The sequence below is a fragment of the Elioraea sp. Yellowstone genome (assembly GCF_006704265.1).
Classification (GTDB): Bacteria; Pseudomonadota; Alphaproteobacteria; order Acetobacterales; family Acetobacteraceae; genus Elioraea.
Genome location: NZ_VIKA01000086.1, coordinates 1 through 14,529 on the forward strand (window position 1 = coordinate 1; position 14,529 = coordinate 14,529).

17 protein-coding genes are annotated in these 14,529 nt (G+C 73.3%); 10 read left to right on the forward strand and 7 right to left on the reverse strand.

All coding sequences use genetic code 11. The features are described from left to right. Positions 1 to 471: Hpt domain-containing protein (locus FK498_RS12355; RefSeq protein WP_237560928.1), on the reverse strand; the 471-nt coding region annotated here is incomplete at its 3' end. Between the two features lie 72 nt (positions 472 to 543). After that, positions 544 to 1,179, reverse strand: a complete 636-nt coding sequence (locus tag FK498_RS12360; protein ID WP_141854988.1) for a histidine phosphotransferase family protein — start codon at positions 1,177 to 1,179, stop codon at positions 544 to 546. A 266-nt stretch (positions 1,180 to 1,445) separates the two neighbouring features. Here FK498_RS12360 and moaA point away from each other — a divergent pair, with 266 nt between their 5' ends. From moaA to FK498_RS12375, 3 genes are read left to right on the forward strand one after another with little or no spacing between them, the layout of a single operon-like run. Then, on the forward strand, positions 1,446 to 2,432 hold the full coding sequence (gene moaA / locus FK498_RS12365) for a GTP 3',8-cyclase MoaA (protein ID WP_202614837.1): 987 nt from the start codon (positions 1,446 to 1,448) through the stop codon (positions 2,430 to 2,432). Positions 2,433 to 2,476: 44 nt separating this feature from the next. Continuing rightward, the gene (locus tag FK498_RS12370) at positions 2,477 to 3,310 is read left to right on the forward strand and encodes a carbon-nitrogen hydrolase family protein (protein ID WP_141854992.1); all 834 of its coding nucleotides are present in this window, start codon (positions 2,477 to 2,479) and stop codon (positions 3,308 to 3,310) included. Next, entirely contained in the window at positions 3,307 to 4,074 is a 768-nt protein-coding gene (locus tag FK498_RS12375; protein ID WP_141854994.1) for an NAD kinase, read from the forward strand. Before FK498_RS12370 ends, FK498_RS12375 begins: the two co-directional genes overlap by 4 nt. A 33-nt stretch (positions 4,075 to 4,107) precedes the next feature. On the opposite strand, the gene FK498_RS12380 is transcribed toward FK498_RS12375, so the two are convergent. Further along, positions 4,108 to 4,668 (reverse strand): hypothetical protein, encoded by a 561-nt coding sequence (locus FK498_RS12380; RefSeq protein ID WP_141854996.1) that lies wholly within the window; start codon positions 4,666 to 4,668, stop codon positions 4,108 to 4,110. Further along, positions 4,668 to 4,940, reverse strand: coding sequence for a CDGSH iron-sulfur domain-containing protein (locus FK498_RS12385; RefSeq protein ID WP_141854998.1), 273 nt, complete (start codon positions 4,938 to 4,940; stop codon positions 4,668 to 4,670). Before FK498_RS12385 ends, FK498_RS12380 begins: the two co-directional genes overlap by 1 nt. Before the next feature lie 95 nt (positions 4,941 to 5,035). On the opposite strand from FK498_RS12385, the gene ispH reads away from it, so the two are divergent. From ispH to FK498_RS20115, 7 genes are all read left to right on the forward strand, one after another. After that, positions 5,036 to 6,001, forward strand: coding sequence for a 4-hydroxy-3-methylbut-2-enyl diphosphate reductase (gene ispH, locus FK498_RS12390; RefSeq protein ID WP_141855000.1), 966 nt, complete (start codon positions 5,036 to 5,038; stop codon positions 5,999 to 6,001). A 9-nt stretch (positions 6,002 to 6,010) separates the two neighbouring features. After that, the gene (locus FK498_RS12395) at positions 6,011 to 6,970 is read left to right on the forward strand and encodes a homoserine kinase (RefSeq protein WP_141855002.1); all 960 of its coding nucleotides are present in this window, start codon (positions 6,011 to 6,013) and stop codon (positions 6,968 to 6,970) included. A 35-nt stretch (positions 6,971 to 7,005) separates the two neighbouring features. After that, positions 7,006 to 7,497: a ribonuclease HI gene (gene rnhA / locus FK498_RS12400; RefSeq protein ID WP_141855004.1), complete on the forward strand. Its 492-nt coding sequence runs from the start codon at positions 7,006 to 7,008 to the stop codon at positions 7,495 to 7,497. Between the two features lie 89 nt (positions 7,498 to 7,586). Beyond that, positions 7,587 to 8,483, forward strand: coding sequence for an N-formylglutamate amidohydrolase (locus FK498_RS12405; protein WP_141855007.1), 897 nt, complete (start codon positions 7,587 to 7,589; stop codon positions 8,481 to 8,483). Beyond that, complete coding sequence (locus FK498_RS12410; protein WP_237560929.1) at positions 8,480 to 9,046, forward strand: GNAT family N-acetyltransferase; 567 nt, start codon at positions 8,480 to 8,482, stop codon at positions 9,044 to 9,046. Before FK498_RS12405 ends, FK498_RS12410 begins: the two co-directional genes overlap by 4 nt. Before the next feature lie 301 nt (positions 9,047 to 9,347). Then, positions 9,348 to 10,103: a lytic transglycosylase domain-containing protein gene (locus tag FK498_RS12415; protein ID WP_161988401.1), complete on the forward strand. Its 756-nt coding sequence runs from the start codon at positions 9,348 to 9,350 to the stop codon at positions 10,101 to 10,103. 99 nt (positions 10,104 to 10,202) lie between these two features. After that, positions 10,203 to 10,328: a hypothetical protein gene (locus FK498_RS20115; RefSeq protein WP_255581486.1), complete on the forward strand. Its 126-nt coding sequence runs from the start codon at positions 10,203 to 10,205 to the stop codon at positions 10,326 to 10,328. 10 nt (positions 10,329 to 10,338) lie between these two features. Here the strand turns inward: FK498_RS20115 and FK498_RS12420 are convergent, their stop codons facing one another. From FK498_RS12420 to FK498_RS12430, 3 genes are all read right to left on the reverse strand, one after another. Further along, positions 10,339 to 12,723 (reverse strand): 1-deoxy-D-xylulose-5-phosphate synthase N-terminal domain-containing protein, encoded by a 2,385-nt coding sequence (locus tag FK498_RS12420; protein ID WP_141855011.1) that lies wholly within the window; start codon positions 12,721 to 12,723, stop codon positions 10,339 to 10,341. A 20-nt stretch (positions 12,724 to 12,743) separates the two neighbouring features. Further along, positions 12,744 to 14,153: a malonyl-CoA decarboxylase gene (locus tag FK498_RS12425; RefSeq protein ID WP_141855013.1), complete on the reverse strand. Its 1,410-nt coding sequence runs from the start codon at positions 14,151 to 14,153 to the stop codon at positions 12,744 to 12,746. Between the two features lie 9 nt (positions 14,154 to 14,162). Further along, positions 14,163 to 14,529 (reverse strand): NAD(P)H-hydrate dehydratase (locus FK498_RS12430; protein ID WP_304598716.1); only part of this gene is annotated, 367 nt, incomplete at its 5' end.

Genomic DNA, 14,529 nt, shown 5'->3' on the forward strand with positions numbered 1-14,529 from the left:
GGCCTCGGCCGCGGCCGGTGCGGCCGCGGGCTCCCCGGCCTCGGCCGCGGGCTCGACCTCGCCCGGCACGGCGGAAGGCGCAGGCGCCGCGCTGGCCTCCTCCATCAGCGCGTTCAGCGCACCGATCAGGGCGGCATCGTCGCCCTGAGGCTCGGCCTCGGTCGCCTCCAGCCCGGCGACGATCAGCTTGATGCGGTCGATCGCCTGCAGGATCACCGTGATCGCTGCCGGGGTCGGCGCCAGCGTGCCGTCGCGGAACCGGCCCAGCACGTTCTCGGCCGCGTGTGCGACCTTCTCGAGCCGCGGCAGGCCGAGGAAGCCGCAGGTGCCCTTGATCGTGTGCACCAGGCGGAAGATCTGCGACAGCGTGGCCTGGTCGTCCGGCGCCTGCTCCAGCCGGATCAGCGCGGTGTCGAGTTCCGCCAGGCTCTCGTTCGTCTCGGTCAGGAAATCGGCCAGAAGATCGTCCATCACCCCGCTCCGCGCGTTCCGGGGACGGACCATGCGACGGGGCCGACCAAGAAATCGTAAAGCGTGGCGCGCTCACTCGGCGGACCGGGGCGGTGCCAGGCTCAGCAGCGGCAGCGCACCACCCATCAGCAGCGAAACGGTGACGCCCTCGCGGCGCGCGAGCACCATCATCATCGGCGCGGCCACCCCGCGCGGCCCGCCGGCGGAGGCGATCGCGAGCGGGTCCTCGCCGGCGATCAGGGCGGCGAGCCCCGCCGGCCAGGCCGCGCCCTCGCCGGCCGGCTGGATCACGAGCTGCGCCGCCGGGTCCCCTGCGCATACGATCGTACCGCCGCGCGGCAGGGCCTCGCCCGCCACCAGCAGGGCGTTCATCAGCACCCGGCCAAGCGGACCGAGCGGCTGGTCGGGGGCGGCGACACGGCTGATGTCGAGGCTGGCGCGGCCGGCGGCGAGAACGCCCTCCGCCATCGCGGCGATCGCCGCCACCGAGAGTGCCTGCTGGCCCGCCCCCCAGGCGGCGCGGAGGTACTTCAGCCGCCGCGCGAGCTGCCCCGCCGCCTCGCCGGCCAGACCGAGCGCCTCCTGGCGCGCCGCGGGGTCGTCGAGGCCGAGGATCTCGACCGCGGCGCCGATTGTCGCGAGCGGGCCGCTCAGGTCGTGGGTCAGCCGCGCGCAGACCAGCTCGGCCAGGACGGCGCAGCCGGTCATGCCCGGACGCCGCACCGCGGCACGGGAGCGGCCCCGGCGTTCTGCGCCGGTCCGGTGCAGGGGGGGATGCTGGCGGCCAAGGCCATGGGATCGTCCCTCGCTGTCACGTGCCCGAACGCCCCGCCCATGCGGCCCGTCGGCCGTCACTCCAGAACAATAGCGGCAATTTCCTGGCAGGGTATTACCGGTGCGGACAGGGGTGGTTGGACAGCGCGCGGGCGCGACCCTATCTTGCGGCAGTGCCAGTGACACAAGCGGGCCAGGCGATGCGCGATCCGTTCGGGCGGGAGATCACCTATCTCCGCGTCTCGGTCACCGACCGCTGCGACCTTCGCTGCGTCTACTGCATGGCGGAGGAGATGACCTTCCTGCCGAAGGCGGAGCTCCTCACGCTCGAGGAGCTGGAGCGCGTCTCGGCCGCCTTCATCCGCCTCGGCGTGCGCAAGATCCGGCTGACCGGCGGCGAGCCGCTGGTGCGGCGCGACGTGATGCGGCTGGTCCGCGCCCTCGGCGCGCGCATCGGCCGGGGGCTCGACGAGCTCACCGTCACCACCAACGGCAGCCAGCTCGCCCGTTTCGCCGACGACCTCGCCGCCGCCGGCGTGCGCCGGATCAATGTCAGCCTCGACACGCTCGACCCGGCCAAGTTCACCGCGATCACCCGCTGGGGCAGGATCGAGAAGACGCTGGACGGGATCTTCGCCGCGCGCGCCGCGGGGCTTGCGATCAAGATCAACGCGGTCGCGCTCAAGGGGGTGAACGAGGACGAACTCGACCGCATGGTCGCCTGGTGCGGCGAGCACGGCTTCGACCTCTGCCTGATCGAGACCATGCCGATGGGCGACATCGGCGGCGACCGCACCGACCAGTACCTGCCGCTCTCGATCGTGCGCGCGCGTCTCGCGCGGTCCTGGACGCTGGAGGAGACCGACTACGCCACCGGCGGTCCGGCGCGCTACGTGGTGGTGCGCGAGACCGGGCGGCGCATCGGCTTCATCACGCCGATGACCCACAATTTCTGCGAGAGCTGCAACCGCGTGCGGCTGACCTGCACCGGCACGCTCTACATGTGCCTCGGCCAGGACGACGCGGCCGATCTGCGCGCGCCGCTGCGCGCCAGCGACGACGACGCGGCGCTGGAGGCGGCGATCCTGGAGGCGATCGCGCGCAAGCCGAAGGGCCATGACTTCGTCATCGACCGCCGCCGCAACCGCCCCGCGGTCGCGCGCCACATGAGCCTCACCGGCGGCTGAGCCGCCGCGCCCGGACCGTCCCCGCACCGCAAGGAGCCGTCGCCATGCGCGCGAGCGTGATCCAGATGAATCCCGGCCACGACAAGGCCAAGAACATCGCCGCCGCGGAACGGCTGGCCGAGGCGGCGATCGCGGCCGACCGGCCCGACTTCATCGCGCTCCCCGAGATGTGGACCTGCCTCGGCGGCGATGCCGCGGCCAAGCGGGCCGCCGCCGAGCGCCTGCCCGGCACGGGCGGATCGAACGAGCCCGGCCCCGCCTACGCCTTCCTGCGCGACCTCGCCGTGAGGCACCGCATCGTCGTGCATGGCGGCTCGATGGCCGAGGACGCGGGCGAGAAGCTCTACAACACCACGGTCGTGTTCGGCCCCGACGGGGCCGAGCTCGCGCGCTACCGCAAGATCCACCTGTTCGACATCGTCGCCCCCGACGGCACCGGCTACCGCGAGAGCGCCACCTTCGGCCGCGGCGAGGAGGTCGTCACCTACCGCGCGAACGGCTCCACGGTCGGCTGCACGATCTGCTACGACGTGCGCTTCCCCGAGCTCTACCTGAAGCTGCGCCAGAAGGGCGCGACCGTGATCGTCGTGCCGGCCGCCTTCACCCTGCAGACCGGCAAGGATCACTGGGAGACGCTGCTCCGCGCGCGCGCGATCGAGACCCAGTGCTGGATCCTCGCCGCCGCGACCTGGGGCCGCCACGAGGAGAAGGGCCAGCCCCGCTTCACCTACGGCCATTCGCTGGTGATCGATCCCTGGGGCCACGTGGTCGCCAAGGTGTCGGACGGCGAGGGCTTCGCCACCGCGCGGATCGACCATGCGCTGACCGAGCGCGTGCGCCGCGACATGCCGGTGCTGGACCACCGCGTGCTGGCGTGAGCCCGCCGCGGCTCGCCTTCCTCGCCGCCGAGACGGAGGCGGCGCGGACGGCGCGCGCCCGGCTCGTCGCCCGCTACGGCGAGGCCGATCCGGAGACGGCGGAGGCGATCGTCGCCCTCGGCGGCGACGGGTTCATGCTCGAGACCCAGCACCGTTTCCTCGGCAAGAACCGGCCGATCTACGGCATGAACTGCGGCTCGGTCGGCTTCCTGATGAACGACTTCCGCGAGGACGACCTGCCGGCGCGGATCGCGCGCGCCCAGGCGGCCGTGCTGCACCCGTTGCGCATGCGCGCCGAGACCGTCATCGACGGCGTCGCCGAGGCGCTCGCGATCAACGAGGTCTCGCTCCTGCGCGAGCAGCGCCAGGCGGCGAAGATCCGCATCCTGGTGGACGGCAAGGTCCGCCTGCCCGAGCTGATCTGCGACGGCGTGCTGATCTCGACCCCGGCCGGATCGACCGCCTACAACCTCTCGGCGCACGGGCCGATCGTGCCCCTGGGCGCGAACCTCCTGCCGCTCACGCCGATCAGCGCCTTCCGGCCGCGGCGCTGGCGCGGCGCGCTCCTGCCCGCGAGCTCGGAGGTGGTGTTCGAGGTGCTGGAGGCGGCGAAGCGTCCGGTCGCCGCGGTCGCCGACTACACCGAGGTGCGCGACGTGCTGCGCGTCACCGTGCGCGAGGACCGCGGCGTGTCCCTGACGATGCTGTTCGACCCCGACCACTCGCTCAGCGAGCGGATCATCGCCGAGCAGTTCACCGTCTGAGACACGGCGTGCCGCCGGCCGAACGGCGTGCCCTCAGCGCGCGGCGAGGCGCCGGTTCAGGGCGAGCTCGGCCTCGGTGAGCTGGAAGCCGACGATCACGGTGTAGGCGGAGGCCGGCCGCTCGGCCGAGACCGGCAGGGTGAGGGTCACCTCCTCGCCGCTGAGCCTCAGCCGCGACCGGTTCGCCGGGAACTCGGCGGCAACGGTGTAGACGGCCTTGTCGAGGATCCGGTCCTGCGGATCGGTCACCGCGACGAAATAGGGGATGCTGATGCTGCGCTCGCGCGCCGCCGGCCCACGCATCGCCTCCATCGCCAGCGTCAGCGTCACCTCCACGCTGCGGCGGCGATCGGCGAACGCGCAGCGTCCGGCCAGGCCGGTGATGCGCGCGTTGACGATCAGGTCGGTCAGGTCCTGGCTGTCGGGGGCGCGGTAGCGGCGCAGATCCGCCGCATCGGCGAGCGCGACCGCGGCCGGACAGTCCGGCCGCGCCGTCTGGACCACCGGCGCGGCTCCGGTGCCGCCGCCGCGCAGGCCGGATTCGCCGCAGGCGGCCAGCGCCAGCGGCAGCAGCGCCAGGGCAAGCGGGCGCATCAGCCGGCCCCGCCCGCGACGCGGTCGTGTGTGCCGTCGCAGAAGGGTGGCCCGCCCGTCCGCTTGCAGCCGCAGAACCAGACCGTCTCGTCCCTGTCGGCCTTCCAGGTCACGGGCTTGAACCCGGTGCCCTTGTGCGCGCCGTCGCAGAAGGGCTGCTTGCCCGACAGCCCGCAGGCGCACCACCAGTACTTCTCGCCCGCCTTCACCTCGACCGCGAAGGGCGCGGCCTGGGCCATCTTCGGCAGGCCCTCGCGCACGGCTTGCGTCATCACGTTCTCCTCGGCCCCGCCATCGACCCTTGAAGCGGCGCGCCCGCCGGGCACTATGGGGACGCGGTCGGGTGGCCGCAACCGGCGCGAGTGCGATGACCGAGACGAGACCGCGACTGACGATCCTGCTGGCGGGCCCGCGCGGGTTCTGCGCCGGGGTCGATCGCGCCATCCGCATCGTCGAGGAGGCGTTGAAGCGGTTCGGCCCGCCGGTCTATGTGCGCCACGAGATCGTGCACAACCGCGTCGTGGTCGAGAGCCTGGAGGCCAAGGGCGCGGTGTTCGTCGACGAGCTCGACGAGGTGCCGCCCGAGCACGTCAAGGCCGGCGTGCCGGTGGTGTTCAGCGCGCACGGGGTGCCCAAATCCGTCCCGGCGGAGGCCGAGGCGCGCGGCCTGATCCAGCTCGACGCCACCTGCCCGCTGGTCACCAAGGTACATCGCGAGGCCGAGAAGCACTTCGCCAGGGACCGCCACCTGCTGCTGATCGGCCATGCCGGGCACCCGGAGGTGATCGGCACGATGGGCCAGCTCCCGGAGGGTGCGGTGACGCTGGTCGAGGATGTGGAGCAGGCGCGGCGCGTCCAGCCGCCGACGTCCGCGGGCCTCGCCTACATCACCCAGACCACGCTGTCGGTGGACGACACCGCCGAGATCATCGCCGTGCTGCGCGAGCGCTTCCCCGCGATCGAGGGGCCGCGGCGGGAGGACATCTGCTACGCGACCACCAACCGCCAGGCGGCGGTGAAGGCGATCGCGCCGCGCGCCGACCTCACCGTCGTGATCGGCGCGCCCAACTCGTCCAACTCGCAGCGCCTGGTGGAGGTCGCGCGCAAGGCCGGCTGCCCGCGCGCGGTGCTGGTGCAGCGCGCGCGCGACCTCGCCCGCGTGCCGCTCGCGGGGGTGGAGACGCTGGCGCTGACCGCCGGCGCCTCGGCGCCCGAGGCGCTGGTCGAGGAGGTGATCGAGCTGCTGCGCCAGCACTACACCGTCCATGTCGAGGAGGTGCGGGTGGCGGAGGAGTCGGTGATCTTCCGCCTCCCCTCCGCACTCGCGGTCTGACCCAGCGGCATGGCCGTCTACACCGAGGTCTCGGACGAGGCGCTGGCCGCCTTCCTCGCGCACTACGACATCGGCGGGCTGGTCTCGTTCAAGGGCATCGCCGAGGGCGTGGAGAACTCCAACTTCCTGCTGGTGACCGAGCGCGGCCCCTGGATCCTCACGCTCTACGAGAAGCGCGTCGATCCCGGTGACCTGCCCTACTTCCTCGGCCTGATGCAGCACCTGGCGCAGCACGGCGTGACCTGCCCGCTGCCCGTCGCCTGCCGCGACGGGGCGCTGGCGCGCGAGCTCTGCGGCAGGCCCGCGGCGATCGTCACCTTCCTGCCGGGCGTGTGGCCGCGGCGCATCCGCAACGAGCACTGCGCCGGCGTGGGCGATGCGCTGGCCCGTCTGCACGCGGCGGGCGAGGGCTTCGCGCCGAGGCGCGCGAATGCGCTCGGCCCCGAGGGCTGGCCGCCCCTGCTCGCGCGCTGCCGCGCGGGCGCCGACACCGTGCGCGAGGGGCTCGCGGCCGAACTCGAGACGGCGCTCGGCGCGATCCTCGCCGCCTGGCCTTCCGGCCTGCCCGCGGGGCACATCCACGCCGATCTCTTCCCCGACAACGTGTTCTTCCTCGGCGAGCGCGTCTCGGGGCTGATCGACTTCTACTTCGCCTGCACGGATCTCTACGCCTACGATCTCGCGGTCTGCCTCAACGCCTGGTGCTTCGAGGCGGACGGCTCGTTCAACGTCACCAAGGGGCGGCTGATGATCGGCGCCTACGAGGCGAGGCGTCCGCTCTCGGCGGCGGAGGCCGAGGCGCTGCCGGTGCTCTGCGCGGGGGCCGCCCTCCGCTTCCTGCTGACGCGTCTGCACGACTGGCTGCATCACCCTCCGGGCGCCCTCGTCACGCCCAAGGACCCGCTCGAGTATCTGCGCAAGCTGCGCTTCCACCGCGCGGTGCGCGGGGTCGCCGACTATGGCCGGTGACACCCCGTGATCGAGGCCTGGACCGGCGCAGCGACATGAAACGACCGCCCGCTCACGCCGGACCGGACGCCGCCGCGACGCGCCCCCTGATCGAGGCGTGGACGGATGGCGGGTGCCGGCCCAATCCGGGTCCCGGCGGCTGGGGGGTGGTGCTGCGCTGGAACGGTCACGTGAAGGAGCTTTCCGGCGCCGAGGCGGAGACCACCAACAACCGCATGGAGCTCACCGCCGCGATCGCCGCGCTGGAGGCGCCCAAGCGCCCGGCGCGGCTGGTCATCCACACCGACAGCGAATACGTGCGCAATGGTGTCACCCGCTGGATCAAGGGCTGGGTGCGCAACAACTGGCGCAATGCGGCGCGTGAGCCGGTGGCGAACCAGGACCTGTGGCGGCGCCTGCTTGCCGCGGCCGAGCGGCACGAGGTGGAGTGGCGCTGGGTGCGCGGCCATGCCGGCGACCCGATGAACGAGCGCGCGGACGCGCTGGCGACGGCGGCGCGCGAGGCGGCCGGACGTGGCGGCGGCTGAGGCGCAGCGGCCGGCGGTGAGGCCGTCCGCCTGGCCGGCGCGCCGGCTCGCGTGACACCTCTGCGCGGGGATGCTTTCATCCCCTGCCGATGGACCTGCCGCTCTCCGCAGCACCTCTCGCGCCGGTCGCCGCGGCGCCCGCCGAGCCCTACACGGTGCTGCTGCCGGCGCACCAGACCGCTCCGCTGGTGTTCGCCTCGCCCCATTCCGGGCGCGACTACCCCGCCGAGTTCCTGGCCGAGTCGCGGCTCGATGCGCTGACGCTCCGGCGCAGCGAGGACAGCTTCGTCGAGGAGCTGTTCGCCGCCGCCCCGCGCGCCGGCTGCCCGTTGATCCACGCCCGGTTCCCGCGCGCCTGGTGCGACGTCAACCGCGAGCCGTGGGAACTCGACCCGGCGATGTTCGACGCGCCGCTGCCCGACTTCGTCAATGCGGCGAGCCCGCGCGTCGGCGCGGGTCTCGGCACGATCGCGCGCGTGGTCGCCACCGGCGAGCCGATCTACCGGCGCAAGCTCTCCTTCGCCGAGGCCGAGGCGCGCATCGCCGCGTGCTGGCGCCCCTACCACGCCGCGCTCGCGGCGCTGATCGCCGACACGGTGCGGCGGTTCGGCTGCTGCCTGCTGATCGACTGCCACTCCATGCCGGCGCAGACGCCGGTGCTCGGCCGGATGCGGCCGGCGGACGTGGTGCTGGGCGACGCGCACGGGACCTCCTGCGCCGCGCTGGCGACCCGCCGGGTCGAGGAGGGGCTGGCGCGCATCGGGCTCGTGGTGCGGCGCAACGAGCCCTATGCGGGCGGCTACGTGACGCGCCATTACGGCCGTCCGCGCGAGGGCGTGCATGCGCTGCAGATCGAGCTGGCCCGCGGGCTGTACATGGACGAGGCGCGGATCGAGCGCGCCGCGGGCTTCACGCGGCTGCAGGACGAGCTCGCGCGGCTGATCGAGGCGCTCGCCGCCGCCGACTGGACCGCGCTCCGTCCGTGAGGACGCGCGAGGCCGCCGGATCGTCGCCGATCGTGCGCGACAGCGCGGCGGCCGACATCGGGGCGATCGCGGCGATCTACCGCCACCACGTGCTGACCGGGCTGGCGAGCTTCGAGGAGGTGCCGCCGGATGCCGAGGAGATGGCACGCCGGCGGGCGGCGGTGGTGGAGGGGGGGATGCCCTGGCTGGTGGCCGTCGACCCGGCGGGGATGGTGCTCGGCTACGCCTATGCCGGTCCGTACCGGCCGCGGCCGGGCTACCGCTACACGGCCGAGGACTCGGTCTATGTTGCGCCCGAGGCGATCGGGCGCGGGGTCGGTCGGGCGCTGCTCGGCGCGCTCGTCGCCCGCTGCGAGGCGCTGGGATTCCGCCAGCTCGTCGCCGTCATCGGCGACTCGGGCAATGCCGCCTCGATCGGGCTCCATCGGGCGCTCGGTTTCGCCCAGGTGGGCCTGCTACCCTCGGTCGGGTTCAAGTTCGGCCGCTGGGTCGACGGGGTGCTCATGCAGCGCGCCCTCGGCCCGGGCGCGACCGCTCTGCCGGATCGGCCGCGCCCCGGCTGAGGGCGAAAAAAATGGCCGCCCTTGCGGGGCGGCCAAGTTTAGGGAGGAAACGTCCAAGAAAGGCAGACAGCATGGCCGGAGCCATGGTGCTGCGGTGCACAAATTAGGGATGGCGCAGAGCGGCGGCAAGGCCTTTTTGCACCGCAGCAGATGCAGCCCCGCTCCGCCATGCACGCATGGCGATGACAGTCCCGTATTGTGGGACTGGGCGTGCCCGTCGGGGTTGTTGGCACGTGATGTGCGTCGGCGGAGCCGAGCACGGCCGGCCGAAGCCCGGCCGCAGGTCCGCGGGAATCGCTGCATGCCCCTTCGCCTCGCCCTCGTCCTGATCGTCCTGGTCGGTGCCGCGTCCGCCGCCGCCACGCCAGCACCGGGCACCGCCGCGCCGGGCGAGCTCTGCCGTCCAGCGATCCGCGCCGCGGAGCGCGCCTACGGCATCCCGTTCGCCCTGCTCGCGGCGCTCGGGCGGGTCGAGAGCGGCCGGCGCGACCCCGAGACCGGCACCTTCGGCCCCTGGCCCTGGACCATCAATGCCGAGGGGAGGGGACAGTTCTTCCCCACCAAGACGGAAGCGATTGCCGAGGTGCGTCGGTTGCAGGCGCGCGGTGTCCGTTCGATCGACGTCGGCTGCATGCAGATCAACCTGATGCACCACCCGCACGCCTTCGCCACTCTCGAGGACGCCTTCGATCCGGCGAAGAACGCGGACTATGCCGCGCGGTTCCTGGTCGAGCTCAAGCAGAAGACGAACAACTGGCTGCAGGCGGCGGCGCACTACCATTCGCATACGCCGGAGTTCGCCGAGGCCTATCGCGCCAAGGTGGTGGCCGCCTGGCCGGAGGAGAGCCGCCTTCCCCGTCCGGTCGGCACCTCGGCCGCAGGCGGGCTTGCCATGGCCACCCCGATCGCGCCGGCGGTGCCGGGCGGGCCGGGGCGCATCATCAGCCTCGGTTCCTCGGGGCGCGTGCTCGCCGGTTCCGCCGGGCGCGACCTCGCCGCCTACCGCGCGAGCCCGATCCCGGTATCGGGGCGGGCCCTGCCACGGCCCTGGCGCTGACCGATGTTCCCCGACGCGGCGACGATGCGCTTGCGGTCGGCCTGCCGACCACGCTACGCTCGGGCAACGATACCGGCATTGTCCGAGGGAGAAGTCCCCATGCGCGTCCTGGCCGTCGCGGCGCTGCTCGCCGCACTGAGCCTTCCCGCCCTGGCCGGCCCCTGCTCGGCGCCGCCACCGCCGGTGAACACCTCGTCCCTGCCCGCCGGCGCCTCTTCCGGCTGAGCGCCGGCCGTCAGCCGCGCAGGCGCCGCAGCAGCCCGGCCGCGGCGGCGTCCAGCATCGTCTCCTCGTCCAGCCCATAGAGGCGATAGAGCGAGGGAATGTCCCCCGCCTGGCCGAAGCGGTCGACGCCGAGGGGCTCGACGCGGTGGCCGTGCACGGCGCCGAGCCAGGCGAGCGCCGCGGGGTGGCCGTCCAGCACCGTCACGATCGCCGCATCGGGTGCCAGCGGGGCCAGCAGCGTCTCGATCCAGGCCTCCGCGGCCGTGCCGGCGCGGCGCGCGCGCGCGGCGCGCAGCCACTCCGCGTGCAGCCGGTCGGGGCTGGTGACCGCGAGCAGCCCCGCTCCCGGCACGTCCTCGCGCACCGCCTCGAACGCGGCGCGCGCCTCCGGCGCGACCGGCCCCTGGTAGGCCAGCGCCAGCGCCGCACCCGGCGCGGGCGGCACCAGCCAGTAGCCGCCGCGGATGACAGCCTCGCGGTCCAGCGTTCGGGCGGGCTGCGCGATCGCGCGCGTCGACAGCCGGAGCCAGACCGAGGAGCCCTCCGGCGCCTGCATGTGCGCGAAGCCCCAGGCCATGATCGCGGCGAGCTCGTCGACGAAGGCGGGCTCGTAGAAGGCCAGCCGATCCTGGCCGATGCCGATCAGCGGCGTATAGACCGACTGGTGCTGCCCGCCCTCGGGGGCGAGCGAGATGCCCGACGGGGTGGAGACGAGCATGAACCGGCTGTCCTGGTAGCAGCCGTACATCAGCGCATCGAGGCCGCGCCCGACGAAGGTGTCGTAGACCGTGCCGACCGGCAGCAGGCGCGCGCCGTTCAGGTCGTGGCTGAGCCCGGCGGCGGCCAGCAGCAGGAACAGGTTCTGCTCCGCGATGCCGAGCTCGATGTGCTGCCCCTCCGGCGTCATCACCCATTTCTGCGGCGAGGCGACCTTCTGGTCGCGGAACACGTCGTTGCGCAAGCTGCGGCTGAACACGCCGCGCCGATTCACCCAGGGCCCGAGCGAGGTCGAGACGGTCACGTCCGGGCTCATGGTGACGATGCGCGCGGCGAGCGGCGCGAGCTCGCCCTGGCCGCGGCCGATCTCGGAGAGGATCTGGCCGAACCCTTCCTGGGTGGACATCTTCCGCCCCTCGGGCGGGCGCGGATGGGGCAGCGCGGCCGGCACGGGGACCGGCGGAGCGGAGAGGCGCCGGCGGCCCTCGCCGCGCGCATAGGGGCAGGACGCCAGCAGCGCGCGCGCCTCGGCCTCGAGCGGGCCGAAGCCGGCGAAGGGCTCCCATTCCCGCCCCGGCTCGATGCCGTTCGCGGCGCGGAACGCCTCCATCTGTTCCTTCGTCATCAGCCCGGCGTGGTTGTCCTTGTGGCCGGCGAAGGGCAGACCCATGCCCTTGATGGTGTAGGCGATGAAGGCGGTCGGCTGGTCGGAGCCCGCCGCCGCGCGCAGCGTATCCAGCACCAGCCCCATGTCGTGCCCGCCGAGATTGGTCATGAGCGCGGCGAGCGCGTCGTCGCTCAGCGGATCGATGATCGCGCGCAGGCGGCGGTCGCGGCCGAGATCGGCGTGCAGCGCCTCGCGCCAGGCGGCGCCGCCCTGGAAGGTGAGCGCGGCATAGGTGCTGTTCGGGCAGTCGTCGATCCAGGCACGCAACGCGCCCCCGCCCGGACGCGCGAAGGCCGCCTCCAGCTTCCGTCCGTATTTCAGCGTCACCACGTTCCAGCGCATGTCGCGGAACAGGCCCTCGATGCGGTGGAACAGCCGGTCCGGCACGATCGAATCGAGCGACTGGCGGTTGTAGTCGATGATCCACCACACGCCCTGCACGTCGTGCTTCCAGCTCTCCAGCAGGGCCTCGTAGATGTTGCCCTCGTCGAGCTCGGCATCGCCCACCACGGCCACCATCCGCCCCGCCTGCGCGCCCTCGGGGGCGAACCCCTTCAGCCGCACGTAGTCGCGGATCAGCGCGGCGAAGTTGGTGATCGCGACGCCGAGCCCGACCGAGCCGGTGGAGAAGTCGACGTCGTCGCCGTCCCTGGTGCGCGAGGGATAGGGCTGGATGCCGCCGATCGCGCGGAACCTCTCGAGCCGCTCGCGCGACACCCGGCCGAGCAGGTAGTGGATCGCGTGGAACACCGGCCCCGCATGCGGCTTCACGGCCACCCGATCCTCCGGCCGCAGCACGTCGAGATAGAGCGCCGTCATCAGCGTCGCGACCGAGGCGCAGGAGGCTTGGTGCCCGCCGACCTTCAGCCCGTCGAGATTGGGGCGGATGTGGTTGGCGTGGTGGATGATCCACGACGAGAGCCACAGGATCCGCTTCTCGAGCGCCTCCAGCACGGCGACCCGGCGCGCATCCGCCGGCGCCTCGGTGATGCTCCTGAGCCCGTCCGCCATGGTCGGCCCCCCTCGGACGCTCACACCCAGCCGCGCGCGAGACGCTTCAGCGCGGTCGCGGCGGCGCGCTTGCCCTCGCCGACATAGGCCTCGTGGTTCGCCTCGATCGCGTCGCGGTCGTACAGGTAGTTCACCATCAGCCCCGCACTCTCCTTCAGCCCCTTGTCGGAGGTGTCGGCGAGCCAGTTCAGCCGCTCGGCGCGCGCGCCGTTGGTCAGGTGGAAATGCGCCACCGGATCGCGCGCGCGGCCGCGCCCGTCGCTCTCGGCCAGCAAGTAGCGCGCGCAGAGCCTGAGAAGCACGGGGCGTGCCGCCTCGGCGAGGGCCGCGTCGCGGTGCCAGCCGCGTCGTGCGAGCAGACGCGCGAGGGGGTGCCTCTCCTCCTCCCCCTCCGCCGCGCCCAGCGCCTCGGCGAGCCGGTCGGCCTCGTCGTCGGTGAGCAGGCGGTCCTCGGCGGCGAGTTTCTCGTCGAGCCAGCGCCGGAAGCCGGGGATCGGCGAGAGCGTGGCGAAGGTCTTGAGGTTGCGGAACTCGGCCGAGAGCCGGTCCACGACCTGCTTGATCAGGAAGTTGCCGAAGCTGATCCCCGAGAGCCCGCGCTGGCAGTTGCTGATCGAGTAGAAGATCGCGGTATCGGCCTCGGCCGGGTTCATCACCGGCGCCTTCTCGTCGAGCAGCGCATGGACGTTGTCGGCGAGCCCCTTGACCAGCGCGACCTCGACGAAGATCAGCGGCTCGCCCTCCATCGCCGGGTGGAAGAAGGCGTAGCAGCGGCGGTCGGAATCGACGCGGTTCTTGAGGTCGCGCCAGGAGCGGATCTCGTGCACCGCCTCGTAGCCGACCAGCTTCTCGAGGAGCGAGGCCGGGCTGTCCCAGTCGATCCGGCGCAGGCGCAGGAAGCCCACGTCGAACCAGGCGGCGAGCAGGCTGCGGAAGTCGTCGTCGAGTGCCGCGAGTGCCGGGTCGCCGCGCGCGTGGCGCATCAGCTCGGCGCGCATGTCGACCAGGAACTTCACCCCTTCGGGGATGGAAGTGAACTGGGTCAGCAGCCGCACGCGCGGCGCCTCGAGGACGCGGCGCAGCCGGGCGAGCGCCCTGGCGCGCGCGGGCGGATCGACCGCATCGGCCGCCGCCCGCAGTGCCTCCTGCAGCAGTGCGGGGTCGGCGTCGAAGCCGGCGAGGGTGCGCAGGAATGCGAGCCGTCCCTCGGCATCGGCCGCGAGATAGGCCTGCGCCAGCCGGGCCGAACGCGCGCGCGCGGAGACCTCGCCCCCCTTCGCCTCGAGGCAGGCGCGCATCTGCTCCGCGATGTCGGCAGGCTCGCCCGCGCCCCCGGCGACGTCACGCCAGGCCGTGAGCAGACGCCGCAGCGCGCGGTCGAACAGGCCGCGCTCGGCGGCAGCGGTGTCGGTCGGTCCTCCGCGGTTCATGCATCCAGACTACACCGCCGCGAGCACCCCCGGCAGATGGTCGGCGAGATCCTCGGCGATCAGCAGCGGCCCGGCGCGGCGCGCGGCGGCGGCATGCGCCCAGGCGGCGGCGCAACCGGCCTCCCAGGCCGGCATGCCCTGCGCGACGAGTGCCGCGGCGATGCCGGCCAGCACGTCGCCGGTGCCCGCGGTCGCGAGCGAGGGCGGCGCACCGGCGGTGATCGCGGCGCGACCGTCGGGCGCGGCGATGATCGTGTCGCTGCCCTTCAGCAGCACCGCCCCGCCGATCCGCCGCGCCGCCGCGCGCGCGGCGGCGAGCCGGTCCGGCCCGGGCGCACCGAACAGCCGCGCGAACTCCCCCTCGTGCGGCGTGACC